General features: G+C 73.4%; 20 protein-coding genes. 16 read left to right on the top strand and 4 right to left on the bottom strand.

The window, feature by feature from the left end; translation table 11 throughout:
* Positions 1–116 precede the first annotated feature (116 nt).
* Complete coding sequence (locus tag ACFVIU_RS28530) at positions 117–404, top strand: DUF5955 family protein (RefSeq protein ID WP_385845980.1); 288 nt, start codon at positions 117–119, stop codon at positions 402–404.
* A gap of 66 nt (positions 405–470) precedes the next feature.
* Here ACFVIU_RS28530 and ACFVIU_RS28525 read toward each other — a convergent pair whose 3' ends face one another.
* Entirely contained in the window at positions 471–1,265 is a 795-nt protein-coding gene (locus ACFVIU_RS28525) for an IclR family transcriptional regulator (RefSeq protein WP_385845979.1), read from the bottom strand.
* Between the two features lie 274 nt (positions 1,266–1,539).
* On the opposite strand from ACFVIU_RS28525, the gene allB reads away from it, so the two are divergent.
* Positions 1,540–2,877, top strand: coding sequence for an allantoinase AllB (gene allB / locus ACFVIU_RS28520; RefSeq protein ID WP_385845978.1), 1,338 nt, complete (start codon positions 1,540–1,542; stop codon positions 2,875–2,877).
* 53 nt (positions 2,878–2,930) lie between these two features.
* A complete protein-coding gene (gene alc / locus ACFVIU_RS28515) occupies positions 2,931–4,046 on the top strand; it encodes an allantoicase (protein ID WP_385845977.1) in 1,116 nt (371 codons plus the stop codon).
* Between the two features lie 66 nt (positions 4,047–4,112).
* On the opposite strand, the gene ACFVIU_RS28510 is transcribed toward alc, so the two are convergent.
* The gene (locus ACFVIU_RS28510; protein WP_385845976.1) at positions 4,113–4,907 is read right to left on the bottom strand and encodes an SDR family oxidoreductase; all 795 of its coding nucleotides are present in this window, start codon (positions 4,905–4,907) and stop codon (positions 4,113–4,115) included.
* Between the two features lie 101 nt (positions 4,908–5,008).
* Here ACFVIU_RS28510 and ACFVIU_RS28505 point away from each other — a divergent pair, with 101 nt between their 5' ends.
* The 3 genes from ACFVIU_RS28505 to ACFVIU_RS28495 all read left to right on the top strand — a co-directional run bounded on the left by ACFVIU_RS28505 (position 5,009) and on the right by ACFVIU_RS28495 (position 7,542).
* Positions 5,009–5,827 carry an AIM24 family protein gene (locus ACFVIU_RS28505; protein WP_385845975.1) on the top strand — a complete coding sequence of 273 codons (819 nt, stop codon included), beginning with the start codon at positions 5,009–5,011 and terminating at the stop codon, positions 5,825–5,827.
* A gap of 76 nt (positions 5,828–5,903) precedes the next feature.
* Positions 5,904–6,512, top strand: a complete 609-nt coding sequence (locus ACFVIU_RS28500) for a dihydrofolate reductase family protein (RefSeq protein WP_385845974.1) — start codon at positions 5,904–5,906, stop codon at positions 6,510–6,512.
* 121 nt (positions 6,513–6,633) lie between these two features.
* The gene (locus ACFVIU_RS28495; protein WP_385845973.1) at positions 6,634–7,542 is read left to right on the top strand and encodes a DMT family transporter; all 909 of its coding nucleotides are present in this window, start codon (positions 6,634–6,636) and stop codon (positions 7,540–7,542) included.
* Positions 7,543–7,657: 115 nt separating this feature from the next.
* Here ACFVIU_RS28495 and ACFVIU_RS28490 read toward each other — a convergent pair whose 3' ends face one another.
* Positions 7,658–8,053, bottom strand: coding sequence for a ribonuclease domain-containing protein (locus ACFVIU_RS28490; protein ID WP_385845972.1), 396 nt, complete (start codon positions 8,051–8,053; stop codon positions 7,658–7,660).
* A 194-nt stretch (positions 8,054–8,247) separates the two neighbouring features.
* Here ACFVIU_RS28490 and ACFVIU_RS28485 point away from each other — a divergent pair, with 194 nt between their 5' ends.
* Complete coding sequence (locus ACFVIU_RS28485) at positions 8,248–9,432, top strand: cytochrome P450 (protein WP_385845971.1); 1,185 nt, start codon at positions 8,248–8,250, stop codon at positions 9,430–9,432.
* Between the two features lie 206 nt (positions 9,433–9,638).
* Here ACFVIU_RS28485 and ACFVIU_RS28480 read toward each other — a convergent pair whose 3' ends face one another.
* Positions 9,639–10,661, bottom strand: coding sequence for a Gfo/Idh/MocA family oxidoreductase (locus ACFVIU_RS28480; RefSeq protein ID WP_385845970.1), 1,023 nt, complete (start codon positions 10,659–10,661; stop codon positions 9,639–9,641).
* 130 nt (positions 10,662–10,791) lie between these two features.
* Here ACFVIU_RS28480 and ACFVIU_RS28475 point away from each other — a divergent pair, with 130 nt between their 5' ends.
* From ACFVIU_RS28475 to ACFVIU_RS28435, 9 genes are all read left to right on the top strand, one after another.
* A complete protein-coding gene (locus tag ACFVIU_RS28475; RefSeq protein WP_385845990.1) occupies positions 10,792–11,529 on the top strand; it encodes a GntR family transcriptional regulator in 738 nt (245 codons plus the stop codon).
* Between the two features lie 201 nt (positions 11,530–11,730).
* Positions 11,731–12,735, top strand: a complete 1,005-nt coding sequence (locus ACFVIU_RS28470; protein ID WP_385845969.1) for a sugar ABC transporter substrate-binding protein — start codon at positions 11,731–11,733, stop codon at positions 12,733–12,735.
* A complete protein-coding gene (locus tag ACFVIU_RS28465; RefSeq protein ID WP_385845968.1) occupies positions 12,732–13,775 on the top strand; it encodes an ABC transporter permease in 1,044 nt (347 codons plus the stop codon). The genes ACFVIU_RS28470 and ACFVIU_RS28465 overlap by 4 nt, the downstream gene beginning before the upstream one ends.
* On the top strand, positions 13,772–14,542 hold the full coding sequence (locus tag ACFVIU_RS28460; RefSeq protein WP_385845967.1) for an ATP-binding cassette domain-containing protein: 771 nt from the start codon (positions 13,772–13,774) through the stop codon (positions 14,540–14,542). Before ACFVIU_RS28465 ends, ACFVIU_RS28460 begins: the two co-directional genes overlap by 4 nt.
* 117 nt (positions 14,543–14,659) lie before the next feature.
* The gene (locus ACFVIU_RS28455) at positions 14,660–15,805 is read left to right on the top strand and encodes an ROK family glucokinase (protein WP_385845966.1); all 1,146 of its coding nucleotides are present in this window, start codon (positions 14,660–14,662) and stop codon (positions 15,803–15,805) included.
* Positions 15,802–16,383: a sugar kinase gene (locus ACFVIU_RS28450; RefSeq protein WP_385845965.1), complete on the top strand. Its 582-nt coding sequence runs from the start codon at positions 15,802–15,804 to the stop codon at positions 16,381–16,383. Before ACFVIU_RS28455 ends, ACFVIU_RS28450 begins: the two co-directional genes overlap by 4 nt.
* Positions 16,384–16,480: 97 nt before the next feature.
* Positions 16,481–19,363 (top strand): SNF2-related protein, encoded by a 2,883-nt coding sequence (locus tag ACFVIU_RS28445; RefSeq protein WP_385845964.1) that lies wholly within the window; start codon positions 16,481–16,483, stop codon positions 19,361–19,363.
* A gap of 536 nt (positions 19,364–19,899) precedes the next feature.
* Positions 19,900–21,882, top strand: a complete 1,983-nt coding sequence (locus tag ACFVIU_RS28440; RefSeq protein WP_385845963.1) for an SWIM zinc finger family protein — start codon at positions 19,900–19,902, stop codon at positions 21,880–21,882.
* A gap of 51 nt (positions 21,883–21,933) precedes the next feature.
* Entirely contained in the window at positions 21,934–23,211 is a 1,278-nt protein-coding gene (locus ACFVIU_RS28435) for a MalY/PatB family protein (RefSeq protein WP_385845962.1), read from the top strand.
* Positions 23,212–23,232: the final 21 nt, after the last annotated feature.

Genomic DNA, 23,232 nt, shown 5'->3' with positions numbered 1-23,232 from the left:
CTTGGGCTGAATTTCGGTCCGCGCTGTGGCGCTCCCGGGCCCGGTGGCGTTTACTGACCCGCGCACGACGGCGTGGTGAGGGGAGGGCCGGGTTGCGGAGTCTTGGGCAGAGGCCGGTGACCGGCAGCGACGAGGACCCGAGAGTGGCGGAGCTGCGGACCGCGGTGTCCCGCCTGCGCCGCGAACTCGCCGCGTTACCGGCGGACTTCCCCGACCGGGCGATAGCCGAGGACGAACTGGCGGCCCTGGCGGCGATGGCCGCGGACGGCGCGCCCGAGATACCGCGGCTGCGCGGCTCCCTGCTGCTGATCGCGGGGGCGATCGGCTCGGTGAGCGCGCTGGCGCGGGGGCTGCGGGAGGTCCGCGAGGCGGTGAACCTGTTCGGCCCGCCGCCGCACCGCTGACCTCTGTGCCCCCACGATGCGACAAGGCGCCGCCCGGTGCACCGGGCGGCGCCCTGCCGGACGGTCTCAGGCCCCCGAACTGGCCAGCGCCTGGGACAGTTCCCTGGCCACCTGCTGGAGCACCGGCACGATCTTGTCCGTCGCGGCCTCGGTGACCCGCCCGGCCGGCCCGGAGATGGAGATGGCGGCGGCCGTGGGGGAGTCCGGCACGGAGACCGCCAGGCAGCGCACCCCGATCTCCTGCTCGTTGTCGTCGACGGCGTAACCGGCCTGCCGTACCTCGTCCAGCGCCGCCAGGAACGCCTCGGGTGTGGTGATCGTCTTCTCCGTGGCCGCGGGCATCCCGGTGCGCGCCAGCAGCGCCCGCACCTCGTCGTCCGCCACCCCGGCCAGCAGCGCCTTGCCCACCCCGGTGGAGTGCGGCAGGACCCGCCGTCCCACCTCGGTGAACATCCGCATCGAGTGCTTCGACGGCACCTGGGCCACGTAGACGATCTCGTCGCCGTCCAGCAGCGCCATGTTCGCCGTCTCGCCGGTCTCCTCGACCAGCCGCGCGAGATAGGGCCGCGCCCAGGTGCCCAGCAGCCGGGACGCCGACTCGCCGAGCCGGATCAGCCGGGGGCCGAGCGCGTACCGCCGGTTCGGCTGCTGCCGGACGTACCCGCACGCGACCAGCGTGCGCATCAGCCGGTGGATGGTGGGCAGCGGCAGGCCGCTGGTCGCGGACAGTTCGCTGAGACCCACCTCGCCGCCCGCGTCCGCCATCCGCTCGAGCAGGTCGAAGGCGCGCTCGAGGGACTGGACCCCGCCTCCGTTGGCGGACTTGGCGGCGTCGGTGGTGCTGGCGCTGGACGTCGGCACGGCGCGTTCCTTTCGGGGCTGGCGGGAGGGCAGAAGCCTACCCGGCGGCCGGTTGACTCCCCGCTTGTACGTAGCTACGTTCTGCTTGCTGGAATTCTAATTCCGCTTTGTGGAAACGTCCAGACCGTAGGCGGAATGACCGCTGCCCAGAAGTGTGCCTCTTGACGGCGACAGGGCGGGAGTGAAGACTCCTTCAACAGAACGTTGAATTCCGTTACGTGGGTGTAAATCCCGTTTTCCTGGGCGTAAAACGGCGGTACAGAGAGGGGTTCGGGTGTCCGAGGCTGAACTGGTGCTGCGCTCGACGCGCGTCATCACTCCGGAAGGGACACGGGCCGCCACGGTCACCGTGGCCGCCGGGAAGATCACGGCCGTACTGCCGTACGACGCCGAGGTCCCCGCCACGGCGCGCCTGGAGGACCTCGGCGACCAGGTGCTGCTGCCCGGCCTGGTCGACACCCATGTCCATGTGAACGACCCGGGCCGCACCGAGTGGGAGGGCTTCTGGACCGCCACCCGCGCGGCGGCGGCCGGCGGCATCACCACCCTGGTCGACATGCCGCTCAACTCCCTGCCGCCGACCACCACGGTCGAGCACCTGCGGATCAAGCAGGACGTGGCCCGGGACAAGGCGCACATCGACGTCGGCTTCTGGGGCGGCGCCCTGCCGGACAACGTCAAGGACCTGCGCCCGCTGCACGACGCCGGGGTCTTCGGCTTCAAGGCCTTCCTGTCGCCGTCCGGCGTGGACGAGTTCCCGCACCTCGACCAGGACCAGCTCGCCCAGTCCCTGGCGGAGATCGCCGGCTTCGACGGCCTGCTGATCGTGCACGCCGAGGACCCGCACCACCTGGCGGCGGCCCCGCAGCACGGCGGCCCCCGGTACGCCGACTTCCTCGCCTCCCGCCCGCGCGACGCCGAGGACACGGCCATCGCCGCCCTGATCGCGCAGGCCCGCCGGCTCCGGGCGCGTGTGCACGTGCTGCACCTGTCCTCCAGCGACGCCCTCCCGCTGATCCGCGCCGCCCGCGCGGAGGGGGTGCGGATCACCGTGGAGACCTGCCCGCACTACCTCACCCTCACCGCCGAGGAAGTCCCCGACGGGGCCAGCGAGTTCAAGTGCTGCCCGCCGATCCGCGAGGCCGCCAACCAGGACCTGCTCTGGGAGGCCCTCGCCGACGGCACCATCGACTGCGTGGTCACCGACCACTCGCCCTCCACCGCCGACCTGAAGACCGCCGACTTCGCCACCGCCTGGGGCGGGATCTCCGGCCTCCAGCTGAGCCTGTCCGCCGTGTGGACCGCGGCCCGGGAACGCGGGTACGGCCTGGAGGACGTCGTCCGCTGGATGTCCACGCGGACGGCCGCCCTCGTCGGCCTGGACGCCAAGGGCGCCATCGAGGCCGGCCGGGACGCCGACTTCGCCGTCCTCGCCCCCGACGAGACCTTCACCGTCGACCCGGCCGGCCTCCAGCACCGCAACCGGGTCACCGCCTACGCCGGCAAGACCCTGTACGGCGTCGTGAAGTCCACCTGGCTGCGCGGCGAACGCATCGTCGTGGACGGCGAGTTCACCGAGCCGAAGGGCACCCTGCTCGCCCGGCCCCAGTAAGCCACCCCCGCATCCGCAACCGGCCGACTCCCCGAAAGGACCCCCTGATCACCGTGACGGCGATACCAAGCTTCACCGGCGACGCGAACCCCTACGGAGGCGGCGACCCGTACGCGGACTACCGCACCGCCGGCTTCCCCTTCACCCAGTACGTCAACCTCGCCGACCGGCAGCTCGGCGCCGGTGTCATCGCCGCCAACGACGAGTTCTTCGCCCAGCGGGAGAACCTGCTGGTCCCCGAGCCGGCCGAGTTCGACCCCGAGCACTTCGGCCACAAGGGCAAGATCATGGACGGCTGGGAGACCCGCCGCCGCCGCGGCGTCTCCGCCGAGCACCCGTGGCCGACCGCCGAGGACCACGACTGGGCGCTGGTCCGGCTCGGCGCGCCGGGCGTCGTCCGCGGGATCGTCGTCGACACCGCCCACTTCCGCGGCAACTACCCGCAGGCGGTCTCCGTCGAAGGCGCGTCCGTACCGGGCTCGCCGTCCCCGGAGGAGCTGCTCGGCGACGACGTGAAGTGGACGACCCTCGTCCCGCGCACCGCGGTCGGCGGCCACGCGGCGAACGGCTTCGCCGTCTCCGTCGAGCAGAGCTTCACCCACCTGCGCGTCAACCAGCACCCCGACGGCGGCATCGCCCGGCTGCGGGTGTACGGCGAGGTCGTGCCGGACCCGCGGTGGCTGGCGGCGCTCGGCACCTTCGACGTGGTCGCGCTGGAGAACGGCGGCCGGGTCGAGGACGCCTCCAACCTCTTCTACTCCCCGGCCACCAACACCATCCAGCCGGGCCGCTCCCGCAAGATGGACGACGGCTGGGAGACCCGCCGCCGCCGGGACCAGGGCAACGACTGGATCCGCTACCAGCTGGTGGCGCAGTCCCAGATCCGCGCGGTCGAGATCGACACCGCCTACCTCAAGGGCAACAGCGCCGGCTGGGCGTCGGTGTCCGTACGGGACGGCGAGGACGGCGACTGGACCGAGATCCTGCCGCGCACCCGCCTCCAGCCCGACACCAACCACCGGTTCGTCCTCGCGGCCCCGGCCGTCGGCACGCACGCGCGGATCGACATCTTCCCCGACGGCGGCATCTCCCGCCTGCGGCTGTTCGGCTCCCTGACCGAGGACGGCGCCGCCCGGCTGACCGCCCGTCACCAGGAGCTGGGCGGCTGACCCGCCCCCACGCGCGCGCGTGGGGCGCACCCGGCCTGGACAGCACCGGTGCGCCCCACGTGTGCCTCAGGCGGCGTGACCGCCGTCGACGGAGAACTCCGCGCCCGTCACATAAGCTGCCTCCGGGCCCGCCAGGTAGGCCACCATCGACGCGACCTCGTCGGCCGTGCCGAAGCGTCCCAGGGCGGTCAGCTCCCGCTGGCCGTCGGCGTACGGCCCGTCCGCCGGGTTCATGTCCGTGTCGACCGGCCCCGGACGGACCAGGTTCGCCGTGATCCCGCGCCCGCCCAGCTCCCGGGCCAGGCCCCTGTTCAGCCCGGTCAGCGCCGCCTTGCTCATCGCGTACAGCGTCACACCCGGCCCCTGGACCCGCTGGGTCACACAGCTGCCGATCGTGACGATCCGGCCGCCGGACGGCATCCGCGCGGCCGCAGCCTGCGCGGTCAGGAACACACCGCGCACGTTCACCGCGAGGACCCGGTCGACGTCCGCCGGGGTGAGCGTCTCCAGCGGGCCCAGCAGCCCCACGCCCGCGTTGTTCACCAGCACGTCGAGCCGGCCGTACTCCGCGGCCGCGCGCTCCACCGCGCCCGCCGCCTGCCCGGGGTCCGCCGCGTCGGCGCGCAGCGCCACCGCCCCGCGCCCCAGCGCCCGCACGGCCCGGACCACGTCCGCGGCCGCCCGTTCGTCCTGCACATACGTCACCGCCACGTCCGCGCCCGCGCGCGCGAGCCGCAGCGCGACCGCCGCGCCGATGCCCCGGCTGCCGCCGGTCACCAGCGCCACCCTGCCGTGCAGCGCGGCCCCCGCGCCCCGCCCCGTCTCGCGGCCTGCTTCCCGCTCTGCTTCTTCTGCTGTCATGCCCCCATCCCAGCCGCCCCGCCGCCGCCCCGCCGGCGGCGAACGGACACCGACCTGGCCGGGCGCGGAACTCTCCGCCCCGCCTCCCGCGTTCTCCCCGTGTGACCCTTCAGCAAGAGATCGTCGGCAACGCCATGCAGATGGCGGTCGTCAACCTGCACCCCGGCCAGACCGTGTACTGCGAGGCCGGAAAGTTCCTGTTCAAGACCACGAACGTGACCATGGAGACGCGTCTGTCCAGCCCATCCGGCAACGGCGGGCAGCAGGCACAGGGCGGCTCGGGCGGCGGCATGGGCGGCCTGCTCCGCCAGGCCATGGGCACCGCAATGCAGGTCGGTCAGCGCATGCTGGCCGGCGAGTCGCTCGCCTTCCAGTACTTCACCGCCCAGGGCGGTCAGGGCACGGTCGGCTTCGCGGGCGTGCTGCCCGGCGAGATGCGCGCCCTGGAACTCGACGGCCACCGCGCCTGGTTCGCCGAGAAGGACGCCTTCGTGGCCGCCGAGTCCAGCGTGGAGTTCGGCATCGCCTTCGCCGGCGGCCGCACCGGCATGAGCGGCGGCGAGGGCTTCATCCTGGAGAAGTTCACCGGGCACGGCACCGTGATCATCGCCGGCGCGGGCAACTTCATCGACCTGAACCCGGCGGACTTCGGCGGCCGCATCGAGGTCGACACCGGCTGTGTGGTCGCCTTCGAGGAGGGCATCCAGTACGGCGTCCAGCGCGTCGGCGGCCTCAACCGCCAGGGAATCATGAACGCCGTCTTCGGCGGCGAGGGCCTGTCCCTGGCCACCCTGGAGGGCAACGGCCGGGTGATCCTCCAGTCGATGACCATCGAGAGCCTCGCCAACGCCCTGAAGAAGGCCCAGGGCGGCGACAAGCAGGGCCCGACCGGCGGACTCTTCTCGACTCACGCGGGCTGAACCGATGAGTTGCGGGTGCGCGCGGGGTCTGAGCTGATGACAGAACAGACCCCGCACCCGGAAGAAGGCACCCGTCATGGGCAAGCTCGTCTCCACCCTCTTCGTCACCCTCGACGGCGTCTACCAGGCCCCCGGTGGCCCGCAGGAGGACACCAGCGGCGGCTTCACCCACGGCGGCTGGAGCTTCCCGTTCGGTGACGAGGACTTCGGCCGCTTCGTCACCGAGTCCTTCGACCGCGCCGGCGCCTTCCTGCTGGGCCGCCGTACGTACGACATCTTCGCCTCCTACTGGCCGAAGATGACCGACCCGACCGACCCGATCGCCTCCCGGCTCAACGGACTTCCGAAGTACGTCGTCTCCAGCACCCTCCAGGCACCCGGCTGGTCCGGCACCACCGTCGTCTCCGGCGACCTCGCCAAGGAGGTCCAGTCCCTCAAGGAGCGCACCGACGGCGAGCTCCAGGTCCACGGCAGCGGCGCCCTGGTCCGGTCCCTGCTGGACCTCCGGCTCGTGGACACCCTGCACCTGATGACCTTCCCGGTCGTCCTCGGCACCGGCCGCCGCGCGTTCCCGGAGGGCACGGTCCCCACCCGCTTCCGGCGCACCGGCGGCCGCATCACCGGTACCGGCGTCTCCATCCAGTCGTACGACGTGGCGGGCGAGCCCGAGTACGGCTCCTTCTGAGCAGCGAGGGGCCGCGGAAATACCAGGGGCGGGCGGCGCTCTCCCGCCAGTAGCATGATCGCGCCCTGTGCGAGCCGACGGCGTCTTTGCACTCCGTGCCTCACACCGGGAGAGCCGCCGCATGTCCACCACGACCGCCGTACCGGGCGCCGTCCTCGCGCCGCGCCGTACCTGGCAGACCGACCTGCCCCTGCTGCTCGTCGCGGTCTGCTGGGGCGCCAGCTACCTCGCGGCGAAGGACATCACCACCGCCCGTACCGTCCTCGCCGTCCTGGTGCTGCGGTTCGCGCTCGCGGTGCCGGTCCTCGCCGTCGCCGGCCGCCGCGCCCTGCGTGCCCTCACCGGCGCCCAGTGGCGCGGAGCGGCCCTGCTCGGGCTGGTGCTGAGCGGCATCTTCCTGCTGGAGACCTACGGGGTGGTGCACACCTCGGCCACCAACGCGGGCCTGGTCATCAGCCTCACCATGATCTTCACCCCGCTCGCCGAGGCCGCCGTCACCCGTACCCGGCCCACCCCGGCCTTCCTCGGCGCGGCCGCCCTGTCGGTGCTCGGCGTGGTGCTGCTCACCCAGGGCGCCGGTTTCACCCGGCCGGGCACCGGCGACCTGCTGATGCTGCTGGCCGCCCTCGCGCGCACGGTGCACGTCCTCGCGATGTCCCGGCTCAAGGCGGTCCGGGGCGCCGCCGCGCTGCCGCTCACCACGGTGCAGCTGGGCACTGCCGTCCTCGTCTTCGCCCTGCTCACGGCCGTCGGCGGCGGCCCGGCGCCGTGGACCGCGGCGGCGGACCTCGGCCCGGGTCAGTGGGCCGGGCTGCTCTTCCTGTCCGTCCTGTGCACGCTGTTCGCCTTCTTCGTCCAGATGTGGGCCGTACGCCGTACCTCGCCCTCCCGGGTCAGCCTGCTGCTCGGCACCGAGCCGCTGTGGGCCGCTGCGGCCGGCATCGCGCTGGGCGGCGACCGGCCCGGCCTGCTCGGCCTCACCGGAGGCGCCCTGGTGCTGCTGGGGACGGCGTGGGGGCGCCGCGCGTGACCGGCACCTCCTGAACCAGTGGCCCGGTGGATCCGGCGGCCGACCATCCGGCCGCGCACGGCCGAAGGCCCGGCGAGAGATCGCCGGGCCTTCGGGTGCGGTGCGGGCCGCTGGGTCAGCAGCCGAAGTCGATCAGGTTGAACGTCGCGTAGTGGTCGGAGGTGTAGTAGTCCTCCTGGTAGTCCTTACCGGTGACGATGCGGCGGGCGCCGCGGGTGGGGGAGCCCGGGGTGATGACCGTGTACTCGTGGTAGTAGCCGTACGACTCGCTGGGCAGGACGCCTTCCTTGTTGGAGAAGACGGTGCCGTCCTGGGAGTACGGGAAGGGGCCGCCCTGGTCGATCAGGTCCAGGGTGTCGTGGGCCTGCGAGGGCAGGGCGCTGTAGCAGATGCTGCCGACGGACGAGGTGGCGGCGTCCGCCGTGGTGGCGGAGACGGTGCCGCCCACGAGAAGGGCGGACAGGAGCGCGGCTGCGGCGCCGATACGCGAAGCGCGTGGGGGGAATCTCATGCCCTCATGATGACGCGCGTAGACGTTGGCATGTCAACGACAAAGTTGAAGAGTTTCCTTTCAAGTCACATGGGTTTCCCGGAAGTTAACCCGAGCTGCGGTGGCGGGCACCGAAGCGGCGTGCCGTACGTTGTCGGTGCACGGGGTGCTTGTCGTGGCCTCGGGGGACCTCAACGGGAGGATGGAACACAAGCATGGAACCAGTCGTCGACCTGGGGGAGTTCGGGGACACGCTGCTCAGCGACCCGCACACGGTGTACGCGCAGCTGCGTGAGCGGGGTCCGGTCCACCGGGTGCGGCCCCCGGGCGCGGAAGAGGGCTACACGGCCTGGCTCGTCGTCGGTTACGAGGAGGCCCGCGCCGCGCTCGCCGACCCCCGCCTGGGCAAGGATCCCAGCAAGATCGGCGTGTCCATCGTCGACACGGACATGGTCGGCCGGCACATGCTCATCACCGACCCGCCGCAGCACACCCGGCTGCGCTCGCTGGTTTCGCGCGCGTTCACCGCGCGCCGGATCGAGCAACTGCGCCCGCGCATCCAGCGCATCACCGACGACCTGCTGGACGAGATGCTCCCGGCCGGCCGCGGGGACCTCATCGGTTCCCTGGCCTACCCGCTGCCCATCACCGTCATCTGCGAACTGCTCGGCGTGCCCGAGATCGACCGCGAGGAGTTCCGCAAGCTCTCGACGGAGACGGTCGCGCCGACCAGCCCGGAGAGCGAGCAGGCGGCCATCGCGCGCCTCGGCGAGTTCCTCACCGGCCTGATCGAGGACAAGAGCGCCGGCGGTCCCTCCGACGACCTGCTCGGCGATCTCATCCGCACCACCGCCGAGGACGGCGACCGGCTCTCTGCCTCGGAACTGCGCGGCATGGCCTTCCTGTTGCTGATCGCGGGCCACGAGACCACCGTCAACCTCATCGGCAACGGCGTCCTCGCCCTGCTCAGCCACCCCGACCAACTCGCCGCCCTGCGCGCCGACAGGGGCCTGCTGGACGGCGCGATCGAGGAGATGCTGCGCTACGAAGGGCCGGTGCACACCGCCACCTTCCGGTTCGCGGCCGAGCCCCTGGAGATCGGCGGCGTCCCCATCGGCCGCAATGAGCACGTGATGATCGGCCTCACCGCCGCCCAGCGCGACGGCGCCCGGTTCGCCGAGCCGGACCGCTTCGACATCCGCCGCGACAGCCGCGGCCACCTCGCCTTCGGCCATGGCATCCACTTCTGCCTGGGCGCACCGCTGGCCCGGCTGGAGGGCCGGATCGCGATCGGCAGCCTCCTGGAGCGCGCCCCCGGCCTGACCCTGGACGGCGCGCCGGGCGAGTGGCTGCCGGGCCTGCTGATGCGGGGGGTGCGCAGCCTGCCGGTGCGCTGGTGAGCGGGGCCGGGCGGGCGGTCGTACCACGGCCGCGCCCGGGTCCGGCAGCTCCCTGAGCGGGGTCGGCCGTATGCCCGGCTGCGCCCGGTCCGGGATCTCCGTGCGCGGGGTCGGTCGTACGACGGTTGTGCCCGGGTCCGGGATTTCCGTGCGCGGGGTCGGTCGTATGCCCGGCCGCGCCCGGTGGGAGATCTCCGTGGGCGGGATCAGCCGTACGACGGCCGCGGACGGTCCGGGATCTCCGTGAGCGGCACCGGGCGCCGTTCCCGCCGGGAGACCTCGCAGGCCTCGGCGATCCGCAGCGCCTGCAAGGCCTCCCGGCCGTCGCACGGATTGGGCCGCTCGCCGCGCACCACATCGACGAACGCGTTCAGCTCGGCCTCGTAGGCGTGCCCGAACCGCTCCAGGAAGCCGGTCCACGGCTTGTCCGCGGGCGGCGGCCCGGTCGGCTCGGTGGAGGCGAGCGGCGTACGGTCGTCCAGCCCGACCACGACCGTGTCCCGCTCCCCGGCCAGCTCCATGCGGACGTCGTAGCCGGCGCCGTTCAGCCGGGTCGCCGTCGCCGTGGCCAGGGTGCCGTCGTCCAGCGTGAGCAGCGCCGCGCCGGTGGCGACGTCTCCGGTGTCCTGGAACAGCGGCAGGCCGCCGTCCGAGCCGGTGGCGTACACCTCGGTCACCTCGCGGCCGGTCACCCACCGCAGCACATCGGCGTCCTGGATCAGCGTGTCCCGGAACAGCCCGCCGGACACCGCCAGCCACTCGGCCGGCGGCGGGGTCTGGTCGCAGCTCATGACCCGGACGGTGTGCAGCCGGCCGAGCCGTCCGTCGCGCACGGCCTCGCGCGCCCCGGTGTACCCGGCGTCGAACCGTCGCTGGAAGCCCATCTGAAGGACCGTCCCGGCCGCCTCCACCTCGGCCAGCGCCTGCAAGGTGCCCGGCAGGTCCAGCGCGATGGGCTTCTCGCAGAAGACCGGCAGCCCGGAGCGGGCCGCCCGGCCGATCAGCTCGGCGTGGGCCGCCGTCGCCGTGGTGATCACCACGGCGTCCACGCCCCACCGGTAGATCTCGTCCACCCCCGGCGCCGCGGTCTCGCCCAGCCGGTGCGCCAGCGCTTGCGCCCGCACCGGATCCGCGTCCGTGAGGATCAGGGACCCGACCTCGCGGTGACGGCTGAGCGTCCTGGCGTGAAGGGTGCCGATGCGGCCCGTACCGATGACCCCGATGCGCATGGAAACAAAGTGAGGGCGAACCCCGTACCCTGTCAATGCAAATGTCCGGACAATCGGACTTCACAACTTCCCGTCAACCATGCACGGGGTTACGCTCGGCCCCGTGCCGAAACCAGATGTGGACCCGACCGTGTCGCTCGACCTCCGCGTGGACCGAAGCTCCCCGGTGCCCCTGTACTTCCAGCTCTCCCAGCAGCTGGAGGCCGCCATCGAGCACGGCAGCCTCACCCCGGGCAGCCTGCTGGGCAACGAGATCGAGCTGGCCGCCCGGCTCGGCCTGTCCCGGCCGACCGTCCGCCAGGCCATCCAGTCGCTCGTCGACAAGGGACTCCTCGTGCGCCGCCGGGGCGTGGGCACACAGGTCGTGCACAGCCAGGTCAAGCGCCCGCTGGAGCTGAGCAGCCTCTACGACGACCTGGAGGCGGCCGGCCAGCGCCCCGCGACCAAGGTGCTGGTCAACACCGTCGTCCCGGCCTCCGCCACGGTCGCCGCCGCCCTCGCCGTCGCCGAGGGCAGCGATGTGCACCGCATCGAGCGGCTGCGCCTCGCGCACGGCGAACCCATGGCCTACCTGGTCAACCATCTCCCGCCCGGGCTGCTCGACCTGGACACCGACCAGCTGGAGGCCACCGGCCTGTACCGGCTGATGCGCTCGGCGGGCATCACCCTGCACAGCGCCCGCCAGTCCATCGGCGCCCGCGGCGCCACCGCCGCCGAGGCCGAGCGGCTCACCGAACCCGAGGGCGCCCCGCTGCTCACCATGCAGCGCACCACCTTCGACGACACCGGACGCGCGGTCGAGTTCGGCGACCACATCTACCGCCCCGCGCGCTACTCCTTCGAGTTCCAGCTGCTCGTCCGCCCTTGACGACCGCCCCGGCCTTCGTCCCAATGTCCGGACAATGTGACCGGTGAGGGCCGACCCGGTCGTGTCATGGGTGTTCCCTGTGTTCGATACTGAAGTGTTTGGGGCTGGTGAGGTCGCCGCCGGACTGTGCCGACGGTGAGATCGCCCGCCCCTCACGCACGTCGGAGCAGAACAAGAGCACAGGAAGAAGGGCACGGCCTCGTGGCACGGTTTCGGACCTGGGTAGGCATAGCGCTGGCGGGGGCACTCTCCGTGTCCCTGGCCGGGTGCAGCAGCACCGGCGGCAAGCGGGCGGAGGACGCCCGCAAGGCGGCCGCGGCCCAGGGGCGGGCGGCGGTGAACACCCCCCGCTGGACCTTCGCGATGATCACGCACTCGGGAGACGGCGACACCTTCTGGGACATCGTGCAGAGCGGCGCCAAGCAGGCCGCCGTCAAGGACAACATCAACTTCCTGTACTCGCACGACGACGACGCCCAGCAGCAGGCCCAGCTCGTCGACGCGGCGGTCGACAAGAAGGTCGACGGCATCATCCTCACCCTCGCCAAGCCGGACGCCATGAAGGCCGCCGTCGCCCGCGCCGAGAAGGCCGGCATCCCGGTGATCACGGTCAACTCCGGATCCGAGGAGTCCAAGGCCTTCGGCGCCCTCGTCCACATCGGCCAGGACGAGACCGTGGCCGGCGAGGCCGTCGGCGACGAGCTGAACCGGCGCGGCCGCAAGAAGGCCCTGTGCGTACTGCACGAGCAGGGCAACGTCGGCCACGAGCAGCGCTGCGACGGCGTCGCCAAGACCTTCCACGGCACCCTGCAGAAGCTCTACGTCAACGGCACCAACATGCCCGACGTCCAGTCCGCCGTCGAGGCCAAGCTCCAGGCCGACAAGGACATCGACGCCGTCGTCACGCTCGGCGCGCCCTACGCGGACACCGCCGTGAAGGCCAAGGGCGACGCCGGCAGCAAGGCCGAGATCGACACCTTCGACCTCAACGCCAAGGTCGCGGCCGGCCTCCAGGACGGCACCCTCGGCTTCGCCGTCGACCAGCAGCCGTACCTCCAGGGCTACGAGGCGGTCGACCTGCTGTGGGCCTACAAGTACAACGGCGACGTCCTGGGCGGCGGCAAGCCGGTGCTGACCGGCCCGCAGATCATCACCAAGGACCAGGCCGCCACGCTGGCGAAGTACACCGAGCGGGGCACCCGATGAGCGCGGCCACCGACGACAAGATCCTGGACGAACGGCTGCTGCGCACCTCCGTGCCGCGCCGGCTGCTCTCCCGCCCGGAGCTGGGCTCGGTGGTCGGCGCCCTCGCGGTCTTCGTCTTCTTCGCCTGCGCCGCCGACGGCTTCCTGCGCGCCGCCAGCCTCAGCACGGTCCTGTACGCCTCCTCCACCATCGGGATCATGGCCGTACCCGTGGCCCTGCTGATGATCGGCGGCGAGTTCGACCTGTCGGCGGGCGTCCTGGTGACCTCGTCCGCGCTGGTCTCCTCGATGTTCAGCTACCAGATGACGGCCAACACCTGGGTCGGCGTCGGCGTCTCCCTCCTGGTCACCCTCGCCATCGGCGCCTTCAACGGCTTCATGCTCAGCCGCACCAAGCTGCCCAGCTTCATCATCACGCTGGGCACCTTCCTGATGCTGACCGGCATGAACCTCGGCTTCACCAAGCTGATCGACGGCACGGTCTCCACCAAGACCATCGCCGACATGGAGGGCTTCTCCAGCGCCCACGCCGTCTTCGCCTCGACGCTCACCGTCGGCGGCGTCGACATCAAGGTCACCATCCTGTGGTGGCTGGGCCTGGTCGCCCTCGGCTCCTGGATCCTGCTGCGCACCCGCGCCGGCAACTGGATCTTCGCCGTCGGCGGCAACGAGGACGCGGCCCGCGCGGTCGGCGTCCCCGTCGCCCGCACCAAGACCGGCCTCTACATGGGCGTCGCGTTCGGCGCCTGGATCTCCGGCCAGCACCTGCTCTTCTCCTTCGACGCCGTCCAGTCCGGCGAGGGCGTCGGCAACGAGCTGATCTACATCATCGCGGCCGTCATCGGCGGCTGTCTGATCACCGGCGGCTACGGCAGCGCGGTCGGCTCCGCCGTGGGCGCCCTGCTCTTCGGCATGACGAGCAAGGGCATCGTCTTCGCCGAGTGGAACCCCGACTGGTTCAAGTTCTTCCTCGGAGCGATGCTGCTCCTCGCGACCCTGCTGAACGTCTGGGTCCGCAAGCGCGCGGAGGCGAGCAAGTGACACTCGTGGAGCTGACCGACGTCAGCAAGCACTACGGCACCGTCCGCGCCCTGGAAGGCGTCTCCCTGGAGGTCCACGCGGGAGAGATCACCTGCGTCCTGGGCGACAACGGCGCGGGCAAGTCGACCCTGATCAAGATGATCGCGGGCCTGCACCGGCACGACGGCGGCACCCTGCGCATCGAGGGCGAGGAGACCCACCTCGGCTCCCCGCGCGAGGCCCTGGACCGCGGCATCGCCACGGTCTACCAGGACCTCGCCGTGGTCCCCCTGATGCCGGTCTGGCGGAACTTCTTCCTCGGCTCCGAGCCGCGCAAGGGCACCGGCCCCTTCAAGCGCCTGGACACCGACCTGATGCGCCGCACCACGCGCGAGGCACTGCTCCGCATGGGCATCGACCTGCGCGACGTCGACCAGCCCATCGGCACCCTCTCCGGCGGCGAGCGCCAGTGCGTGGCGATCGCCCGGGCCGTCCACTTCGGCGCGAAGGTCCTCGTCCTGGACGAGCCGACGGCGGCCCTGGGCGTCAAGCAGTCCGGTGTGGTCCTCAAATATGTGGCCGCAGCACGCGACGAAGGCCTGGGTGTTGTCTTGATCACCCACAACCCGCACCACGCATACCTGGTGGGGGACCGGTTCGTGCTGCTGCGCAGGGGCACGATGGTGGGCAATTACACACGGGACGAGATCACGCTCGACGAGCTGACGAAGCAGATGGCCGGCGGAGCCGACCTGGACGCTCTGGTCCATGAACTCCAGCGCGGTTGAGGGGCGCAGGGGGCCGGACGGGCCACCACGGCGCACCCCGCGCCCGGCGACGCTCCCGCGCCCCCGCCTCCTACCCGCGCGGCACCCCACGCGCGCGTGCGGCACAATCGACAAGCGATGAGCACCTACCGCGACCTCACCGCCCCCATCGGCTCCCGCCGGGCCCCCGTGCTCCGCACGGTCGGCACCAGGGAACGCCGCTCCCACCTGACCGCACCCCGGGTGCCGACGGTCGGCATCGACATCGGCGGCACCAAGGTCATGGCGGGCGTCGTGGACGCCGACGGCAACATCCTGGAGAAGCTCCGCACGGAGACCCCGGACAAGTCCAAGAGCCCCAAGGTCGTCGAGGACACCATCGTCGAACTGGTCCTCGACCTGTCCGACCGGCACGACGTGCACGCGGTGGGCATCGGCGCCGCCGGCTGGGTCGACGCCGACCGCAACCGCGTCCTGTTCGCCCCGCACCTGTCCTGGCGCAACGAACCCCTCCGCGACCGCCTCAGCGGCCGGCTCTCCGTGCCGGTCCTCGTGGACAACGACGCCAACACGGCCGCCTGGGCGGAGTGGCGCTTCGGCGCCGGCCGCGGCGAGGACCACCTCGTCATGATCACCCTCGGCACCGGCATCGGCGGCGCCATCCTGGAGGACGGCCAGGTCAAGCGGGGCAAGTACGGCGTCGCCGGGGAGTTCGGCCATATGCAGGTCGTGCCCGGCGGCCACCGCTGCCCGTGCGGCAACCGCGGCTGCTGGGAGCAGTACAGCTCCGGCAACGCCCTCGTCCGCGAGGCCAGGGAGCTGGCCGCCGCCGACTCCCCGGTCGCCTACGGGATCATCGAGCACGTCAAGGGCAACATCGGCGACATCACCGGCCCGATCATCACCGAGCTGGCCCGCGAGGGCGACGCGATGTGCGTGGAGCTGCTCCAGGACATCGGCCAGTGGCTCGGCGTCGGCATCGCCAACCTCGCCGCCGCGCTCGACCCGTCCTGCTTCGTCATCGGCGGCGGCGTCTCGGCCGCCGACGACCTGCTCATCGGCCCCGCCCGGGACGCCTTCAAGCGCCATCTCACCGGCCGCGGCTACCGCCCCGAGGCCCGGATCACCCGCGCCCAGCTCGGCCCCGAGGCCGGCATGGTGGGCGCCGCCGACCTGGCCCGGTTGGTCGCCCGCCGGTTCCGCCGCGCCAAGCGGCGCCGGGTGGAGCGGTACGAGCGCTACGAGCGGTACACCCAGGGCCGCCGCGACCGGGACATGGCATGATCGCGTCCCTGCCCCGCCAGGCCGCCCCGCCGGACGAACCGCACCGCCCCGTCGAGAACCCGGGCCGGCGGATCCGGCGCCGCGCGCTCACCCTGCTGATCATCATGCTGCTGATCGGCGTGCCCGCCCGCTACCTGGTGATCTCCGCCAACCTCAGCCGGGACAGCGGCAAGGACAAGCAGGCCAAGTACACGGCGACGGGCCTGACCCCGGGCATGCCCGCGAAGGTGCAGCGCCGCCTCTACCAGGTGGCCGTCCCCTACCCCGCCGACGACGTGGCCTCCTACGAGACCAACAACTGGAAGACCAGCCGCCTCTATGTGGAGTTCCGCACCAACCCGGCCGGCCTGGACGTCTTCCTGGAGTCCATGGGCGTCCGCCGCGACCAGCTGAAGAAGGGCGACATCGCCATCAGCGACCGCGACCAGAAGGTCAGCGGCTGGACCTTCGCCGACACCGGCACCTGGTGGGGCCTCACCCACACCCAGAAGAACCCGGCGCCCACCCAGGACGTCGTCGTGAACCTGGCCGACCCGGAGTACCCGACGGTCTACGTCGTCTCCCGCACCGTGCCGTGACCGCCGGCCCGGCCGGGTGCCCGGGGCCGGTTGTCAGACCCCGCCCGTAGAGTCGAAGACATCTGATCCGGCACACGGGCGGGAGGTGGCAGAACGTATGAGCACAGGCACGGCCGCGGCGGCGGCGCGCACGGCAGAGGCCCGGCGGACCGGGCACCCGGTCCCGGTGCGCCTCGCCTCCGTCTACCTGCCCGCGCCCCTCCCGCGCGAGGGCCGCGTCGCCTTCTGGGACCCCGCCGGCGACCCCCTGTCCGAGGGCGGTACCGAGGGCGCGGGCCCCGGGCCGGCCACGGCCGTACGACACGAGGAGCTGACCGTCGTACGACGTCAGGGCGCCACCGTGCGCCGCCGGCAGGTGCCCGCGCTGACCCTGCCGCTCCCCGACGCCCTGCCCCTGCTCGTCGGCGCCCGGCGCGACCCGGCCGCCCACCCGGCCACCGCCTGCTGGGGCGCCGCCACGCTGCACGCCCTGCGGCTGGTCGCCCGCGGCCGGCTGCTGCCCGGCCTCACCCCGAGCGGCCACGACGCCTGGCGGGCCGGCCCGCTCGACCCCGCCGACCTCGCCCACCTGCGCGCCATCGCCGCGGCCCTGCCCCCCGAGGGCCACGCCGTGCCCCTGCCCGGTCCCGGCCCGCTGCGGCTGCCCGAGCCGGAGGCCCTGCTCCGCGCCTTCCTGGACGCGGTGGCCGACACCCTGCCCCGCACCCCGGCCGCCCCCCACACCGCCGGCCGGCCCTTCGCCGCCCGCGAGCCCCAGCCGCTGCCGCACGCGCACGCGTGGGCCGCCGAGGTCGCCGCCGGCATGGACGCGGGCGTCCGCGTCTCCCTGCGCCTGGACCTGTCCGCGTACGACGTCTTCGACACCGGGGCGGAGGACGGAGTACGGCACGCGGGCGCGGCGATCGTGCAGGTGCACAGCCTCGCCGACCCCACCCTGGTGGCCGACGCGGCGGCCCTGTGGGCGGGCGAGGCCGACACCGCCTTCGGCCCCCGGGCCCGGGTGGACGCGGCCCTCGCCGTGCGGCGCGCGGCCCGGGTCTGGCCGCCGCTGGAGCGGCTCGCCGAGCAGGACGTGCCCGATGTCCTCGCCCTGTCCCAGGAGGAGGTGGGCGACCTGCTCGGGGCGGCGGCCGGCCGGCTGGCCGCCGCCGGGGTCGCCGTGCACTGGCCCCGGGACCTCGCCCGCGACCTGACCGCGGCCGCGGTGGTCCGCCCGGCACCCGGCTCCGCCACCGACGGCACCGGCTTCTTCGAGAGCGAGGAACTGCTCCAGTTCCGCTGGCAGCTCGCCCTCGGCGGCGACCCGCTCAGCGAGACCGAGATGGACACGCTCGCCGAGGCCCACCGGCCCGTCGTCCGCCTGCGGGACCGCTGGGTGCTCGTGGACCCCGCCCTCGCGCGCAAGGCCCGGCAACGCGAACTGGGTCTGCTCGACCCCGTCGACGCCCTGTCCGTCGCGCTCACCGGCACCGCCGAGGTCGACGGCGAGACGGTCGAGGCCGTCCCCGTCGGCGCCCTCGCCGCCCTCCGCGACCGCCTCACCGCCGGACTGCGCCCCGCCGTCCCGCCGCCCGGCCTCGACGCCACCCTCCGCGACTACCAGCTGCGCGGCCTGGCCTGGCTCGACCTGATGACCTCCCTCGGCCTCGGCGGCTGCCTCGCCGACGACATGGGCCTCGGCAAGACCGTCACCCTCATCGCCCTGCACCTCACCCGGGCCCGCACCGAGCCCACCCTGGTCGTCTGCCCGGCGTCCCTGCTCGGCAACTGGCAGCGCGAGATCACCCGGTTCGCGCCCGGCGTCCCCGTGCGCCGCTTCCACGGCCCGGACCGCACCCTGGACGGCCTCGACGGCGGCTTCGTCCTCACCACCTACGGCACCCTGCGCTCCACCGCCGACCGACTGGCCGCACAGCCCTGGGGCATGATCGTCGCCGACGAGGCACAGCACGTGAAGAACCCCTACTCGGCCACCGCCAAGGCGCTGCGCACCATCCCGGCACCCGCGCGCGTGGCACTGACCGGCACTCCCGTGGAGAACAACCTCTCCGAACTGTGGGCCCTGCTCGACTGGACCACCCCCGGACTGCTCGGCCCGCTCCAGTCCTTCCGCGCCCGGCACGCCCGCGCGGTGGAGACCGGCGAGGACCCGGAGGCGGTCGAGCGCCTCGCCCGCCTGGTTCGCCCCTTCCTGCTGCGCCGCAAGAAGTCCGACCCCGGCATCGTGCCCGAGCTGCCGCCCAAGACCGAGACGGACCACCCGGTCCCGCTCACCCGCGAACAGGCGGCTCTCTACGAGGCGGTGGTGCGCGAGTCGATGCTCGCCATCGAGACCGCCGAGGGCATCGCCCGCCGCGGGCTGGTCCTGAAGCTGCTCGGCGCGCTGAAGCAGATCTGCGACCACCCCGCGCTCTACCTCAAGGAGGAGGCCCCGGCCGGGCGCCTGGTCCACCGCTCCGGCAAACTCGCCCTGCTGGACGAGCTGCTGGACACGGTGCTCTCCGAGGACGGCTCGGCGCTCGTCTTCACCCAGTACGTCGGCATGGCCCGCCTCATCACCGCCCATCTGTCTGCCCGCGCGGTACCCGTCGACCTGCTGCACGGCGGCACACCGGTGCCGGAGCGCGAGCGCATGGTCGACCGCTTCCAGAACGGCGAGACCCCGGTCCTGGTGCTGTCCCTGAAGGCGGCCGGCACCGGGCTGAACCTCACCCGGGCCGGCCATGTCATCCACTTCGACCGCTGGTGGAACCCGGCCGTGGAGGAACAGGCCACCGACCGCGCCTACCGCATCGGACAGACCCAGCCCGTCCAGGTCCACCGCCTGGTCACCGAGGGCACGGTCGAGGACCGCATCGCCGAGATGCTCACCGCCAAGCGCGCCCTGGCCGACGCCGTCCTCGGCTCCGGCGAGGCGGCCCTCACCGAACTGACCGACCGCGAGCTGTCCGACCTCGTCTCGCTGCGGAGGACGTCATGACGGGCACGGGCATGGGCACGGGCACGGGCACCGGCGGCGAACCCACCCGGCCCCGCCCCGCCGACGCCGCCCGCGAGGCGCTCCGGGCGGCCCGCCGGAAGGCGGCCTCCGTCGCACCGGAGCAGCCGGCGCAGGACCCGGCCCCGGCCGCCACCGGAGCGGCCCCCGGCCCCGCCGCCCAGCCCAGCCGACCCGCCGCCCAGCCCAGCCGACCCGCCGACGCGGCACGAGCGGCCCTGCGAGCGGCGGGGGAGCCCCCGGCGCGGGCGGATGGCGGACTGGCAGCGCTGGCAGAGGTTGCGGCATCGGTGACGGGGGGCCTTGCGCCGCGGGCGGACGCGCGTGTGCGAAGCGCGGAAGCATCGGCGGCGGATCCATCGGTTCCGGCGGCGGATGCTTCCATCGCGTCGGTGGATGCTGCTGTTTCGGCGGCGGATGGTTCGGTCGCGTCGGCGGGTGCAGCTGTTTCGGCGGCGGATGGTTCGGTCGCGTCGGTGGATGCTGCTGTTTCGGCGGCGGATGCTTCCATCGCGTCGGTGGATGCTGCTGTTTCGGCGGCGGATGGTTCGGTCGCGTCGGCGGGTGCAGCTGATCCGGCGGCGGATGGTTCGGTCGCGTCGGCGGACGCGTCCGCCCCGTCGCCGTACGCCTACGTTCCGGCGGCCGATGTCGCTGCCCCGGCGACCGAGGAAGGCCGCGGCGAGGCCACACCGCCGGCACCGCGCTCGGGCGCCGATGCCGATGCCGATGCCGCTGCCGTGGCCGGACGCTCCGATGCCGCCCAGTCGGGCGCGCCGTCCGCTGCCCTGGCGTCGGCCGGGCGGTCCGCTGGGGCCACGTCGAGCGGGCAGCCTGCGCAGACTGGGCGGCCCGGGGATGTCGCTCGGGAGGCGCTGCGTGCCGCGCGGCGGGAGGCGGCGCTGGCCGAGGCGACGGAGCCCCGGCGGCGCGGTCGTACAGCCGCGCGTCCCGGTGTCGACGCACCGCGCAGCGCGCCCGTGTCCGGGCCGGACTCCGGTACCGCCCGGGTCAAGGCCGCCCAGGAGATGCGGCAGTACCTGGCGACCGCCTTCCGCATGCCCGCCTGGGCCGAGACCCCCGACGAGACCTCCGACGAGACGACGGGCACGGAGCCGGCGACGGACCACGGCGACACCCGCACGCCCCCCGACAACGGCACCGACACCGCCACCGACACCGCCACCGGGCCCACCGGCGAGACCGACACCACTCCCGCCGTACCACCCACCATGGCCAGCCCTCGTCGCGACACCGAACTGCGCCGTACCTTCCCGGCGTTTCCGCCGCGCGCGGCCGGGGCGGAGGAGCGGCCGTTCGCCGCGACCTGGTGGGGGCGTGCCTGGACCACCGCGCTGGAGCGGGGCGCGCTGGACCCCAAGCGGATCGCCCGCGGACGCGGTTACGCCGACCAGGGCCTGGTGGACGCGATCACCGTGACACCCGGACTGGTCCTCGCGTACGTCCGCGGGAGCCGGCCCCGCCCCTACCGGGTGCAGCTGCGGATCCGCACCCTGGAGGACGCGGACTGGGCGCGGTTCCTGGACACGGCCGCCGACCGGCCGGGGCACATCGCGGCGCTCCTCGACAAGGAGCTGCCCCAGTCCCTCGCCGACTGCGGGGTGCCGCTGCTGCCCGGCCCCGGCGACATCGCCCCGCGGTGCAGCTGCCCCGACTCGGGTCACCCCTGCAAGCACGCGGCGGCGCTGTGCTACCAGACCGCGCGGCTGCTCGACGCCGACCCGTTCGTCCTGCTCCTGCTGCGCGGCCGCGGCGAGCAGGAGCTGCTCGACGCGCTCTCCCGGCGCAGCGCCGCCCGCGCGGCCCGCGCCGCCCAGGAACGGCAGCCGCGGCCGCTGCCCGGCGTACGGGCGTCGGAGGCCCTGGCCGCGCGTGAACTCCCGCCGCTGCCATCGCCGTTGCCGCTGCCGCCGCACCCCGAGCAGCCCCCGGTGTATCCGGCGGCGCCCGGCGGCCCGGACCCCCTGGCGCTGGACCAGCTGGCCACCGACGCCGCCGCCCGCGCCCATGCCCTGCTCGCCACCGGATGCGACCCGGTCGGCGGACTGACCCTGTGGCAGGACGCGGTGCGGCTCGCCGCCGCCCGCCCCGGCTCCGGCCTGACCGCCGCCACCCGCACGCTGTACGCCACCCTGGCCACCGCGGTCGGCCGCACCCCGGCCGACCTCGCGCGGGCGGTCGCCGCGTGGCGGCAGGGCGGCATCGAGGGGCTGGCCGTGCTGGAGGAGCCCTGGGACCCGCCGGCCGGCCGCTTCGACCGGGCCCGCCCGTTGCTGCTCGCCGCCGACTTCCCGGCGTTCCGCCCGTGGCGCAACCGCCTCACGCATCCGCGCGGCCGGCTCCAGCTCAGACTCGGCCGCGACGGCCTCTGGTACGCCTACGAGTCGGAACCGGGCCAGGACGACTGGTGGCCCCGCGGCACCCCCGACCCCGACCCGGTCGGCGCCCTGACCGGCCTCGGCACCCCGGACGACCTCTGACCTCGCCGCTCAGCCGCTCGCCGCTTGCGCCGGGATGGGGACGGCGGTCCAATGCTGAGGGTGACCACCGATGGGCACCGTTGTCCGGGCGCCGGGGCCGGAGCGTGCGGGAACCCTCTCGAGGAGCTTTCGCTGGAGCAGCTCCGTCGGCGTACGAGCATGAAGTGGCGCACCCATCCGGCGGACGTCCTGCCCCTGTGGGTGGCGGAGATGGACGTCCCGCTGGCGGCGCCGGTCGCCGACGCGTTGCGCGAGGCCGTCGACGCCGGTGACACCGGGTACCCCGCCGGGACCGAGTTCGCCGAGGCGCTGGCCGGCTTCGCCGCACGGCGCTGGCAGTGGGACGGGGTGGCGGTCGACCGCCACACGGTGGTGCCGGACGTGATGACGGGCGCGGTCCAGGTGCTGCGACTGGTCACCGGCCCCGGCGACCCGGTTGTCGTCAACTCCCCTGTCTACGCGCCCTTTTACGCCTTCCTCGCGCATGACGGCCGCCGGATCGTGGAGGCGCCGCTCGGACCGGATCTGCGGATCGCCCTGGACACGCTGGAGGAGACCTTCCGGCGTACCCGGCAGGAGAGCGGCGACGGCGGGATCGCCTACCTTCTCAGCAGCCCGCACAACCCCACCGGCACGGTGCACACCTCCGCGGAGCTGGCGGCCGTGGCGGCGTTGGCGCGCAGGTACGGGGTCCGTGTCGTCGCCGACGAGATCCATGCTCCGCTCGTGCTGCCGGGCGCCGGGTTCACGCCGTACCTGAGCGTGCCCGGGGCCGAGGACGCCTTCTCGCTCATGTCGGCGAGCAAGGGCTGGAACCTCGCCGGGATCAAGGCGGCCCTCGCCCTCGCCGGGCCCGAGGCGGCGGCCGATCTGCGCCGGATCCCGGAGGAGGTCCACCACGGTGCCAGCCACCTGGGCGTCATCGCCCACACGGCGGCCTACCGCCACGGGGAGGAGTGGCTCGACGCACTGCTGGCAGGGCTCGACGCCAACCGGGCCCTGCTCGGCCGGCTCGTCGCCGAACACCTGCCCGGGATCGGCTACGCCCGGCCGGAGGCGACCTATCTGGCCTGGCTCGACTGCCGGTGCCTCGGCGTCGACCCGGAGGAGGGAAGCACGGGCCTCGCCGTCATCACCGACCTGGTCGGCCCCGCCCAGCTCTTCCTGAAGCACGCCAGGGTGGCACTCTCCTCCGGTCATATCTTCGGAAGCGGGGGAGCCGGGCACGTCCGCCTGAACTTCGCCACCTCCCGGTCCGTCCTCACCGAGGCGATCACCCGCATGGGCCGGATCGCCGCCCTCCAGCGGAGTCGGCTGCCCGGGGTGTGATCGCCGTCGCGGTGGGGGCCC

The organism is Streptomyces sp. NPDC127190 (genome assembly GCF_042672505.1).
Lineage (GTDB): Bacteria > Actinomycetota > Actinomycetes > Streptomycetales > Streptomycetaceae > Streptomyces.
Note: the sequence above shows the minus strand (reverse complement) of the source record. Positions and strands in the feature narration are given on the sequence as shown.

Excerpts from the sequence above, each read along its gene's own strand:
- ACFVIU_RS28465 (WP_385845968.1), top strand. The coding sequence starts at position 12,732 with ATGAGCGCGGCCACCGACGACAAGATCCTGGACGAACGGCTGCTGCGC.
- ACFVIU_RS28455 (WP_385845966.1), top strand. The coding sequence starts at position 14,660 with ATGAGCACCTACCGCGACCTCACCGCCCCCATCGGCTCCCGCCGGGCC.
- ACFVIU_RS28480 (WP_385845970.1), bottom strand. The coding sequence starts at position 10,661 with ATGCGCATCGGGGTCATCGGTACGGGCCGCATCGGCACCCTTCACGCC.
- ACFVIU_RS28485 (WP_385845971.1), top strand. The coding sequence starts at position 8,248 with ATGGAACCAGTCGTCGACCTGGGGGAGTTCGGGGACACGCTGCTCAGC.
- ACFVIU_RS28445 (WP_385845964.1), top strand. The coding sequence starts at position 16,481 with ATGAGCACAGGCACGGCCGCGGCGGCGGCGCGCACGGCAGAGGCCCGG.
- ACFVIU_RS28510 (WP_385845976.1), bottom strand. The coding sequence starts at position 4,907 with ATGACAGCAGAAGAAGCAGAGCGGGAAGCAGGCCGCGAGACGGGGCGG.
- ACFVIU_RS28495 (WP_385845973.1), top strand. The coding sequence starts at position 6,634 with ATGTCCACCACGACCGCCGTACCGGGCGCCGTCCTCGCGCCGCGCCGT.
- ACFVIU_RS28490 (WP_385845972.1), bottom strand. The coding sequence starts at position 8,053 with ATGAGATTCCCCCCACGCGCTTCGCGTATCGGCGCCGCAGCCGCGCTC.
- ACFVIU_RS28435 (WP_385845962.1), top strand. The coding sequence starts at position 21,934 with ATGCTGAGGGTGACCACCGATGGGCACCGTTGTCCGGGCGCCGGGGCC.
- ACFVIU_RS28450 (WP_385845965.1), top strand. The coding sequence starts at position 15,802 with ATGATCGCGTCCCTGCCCCGCCAGGCCGCCCCGCCGGACGAACCGCAC.
- ACFVIU_RS28500 (WP_385845974.1), top strand. The coding sequence starts at position 5,904 with ATGGGCAAGCTCGTCTCCACCCTCTTCGTCACCCTCGACGGCGTCTAC.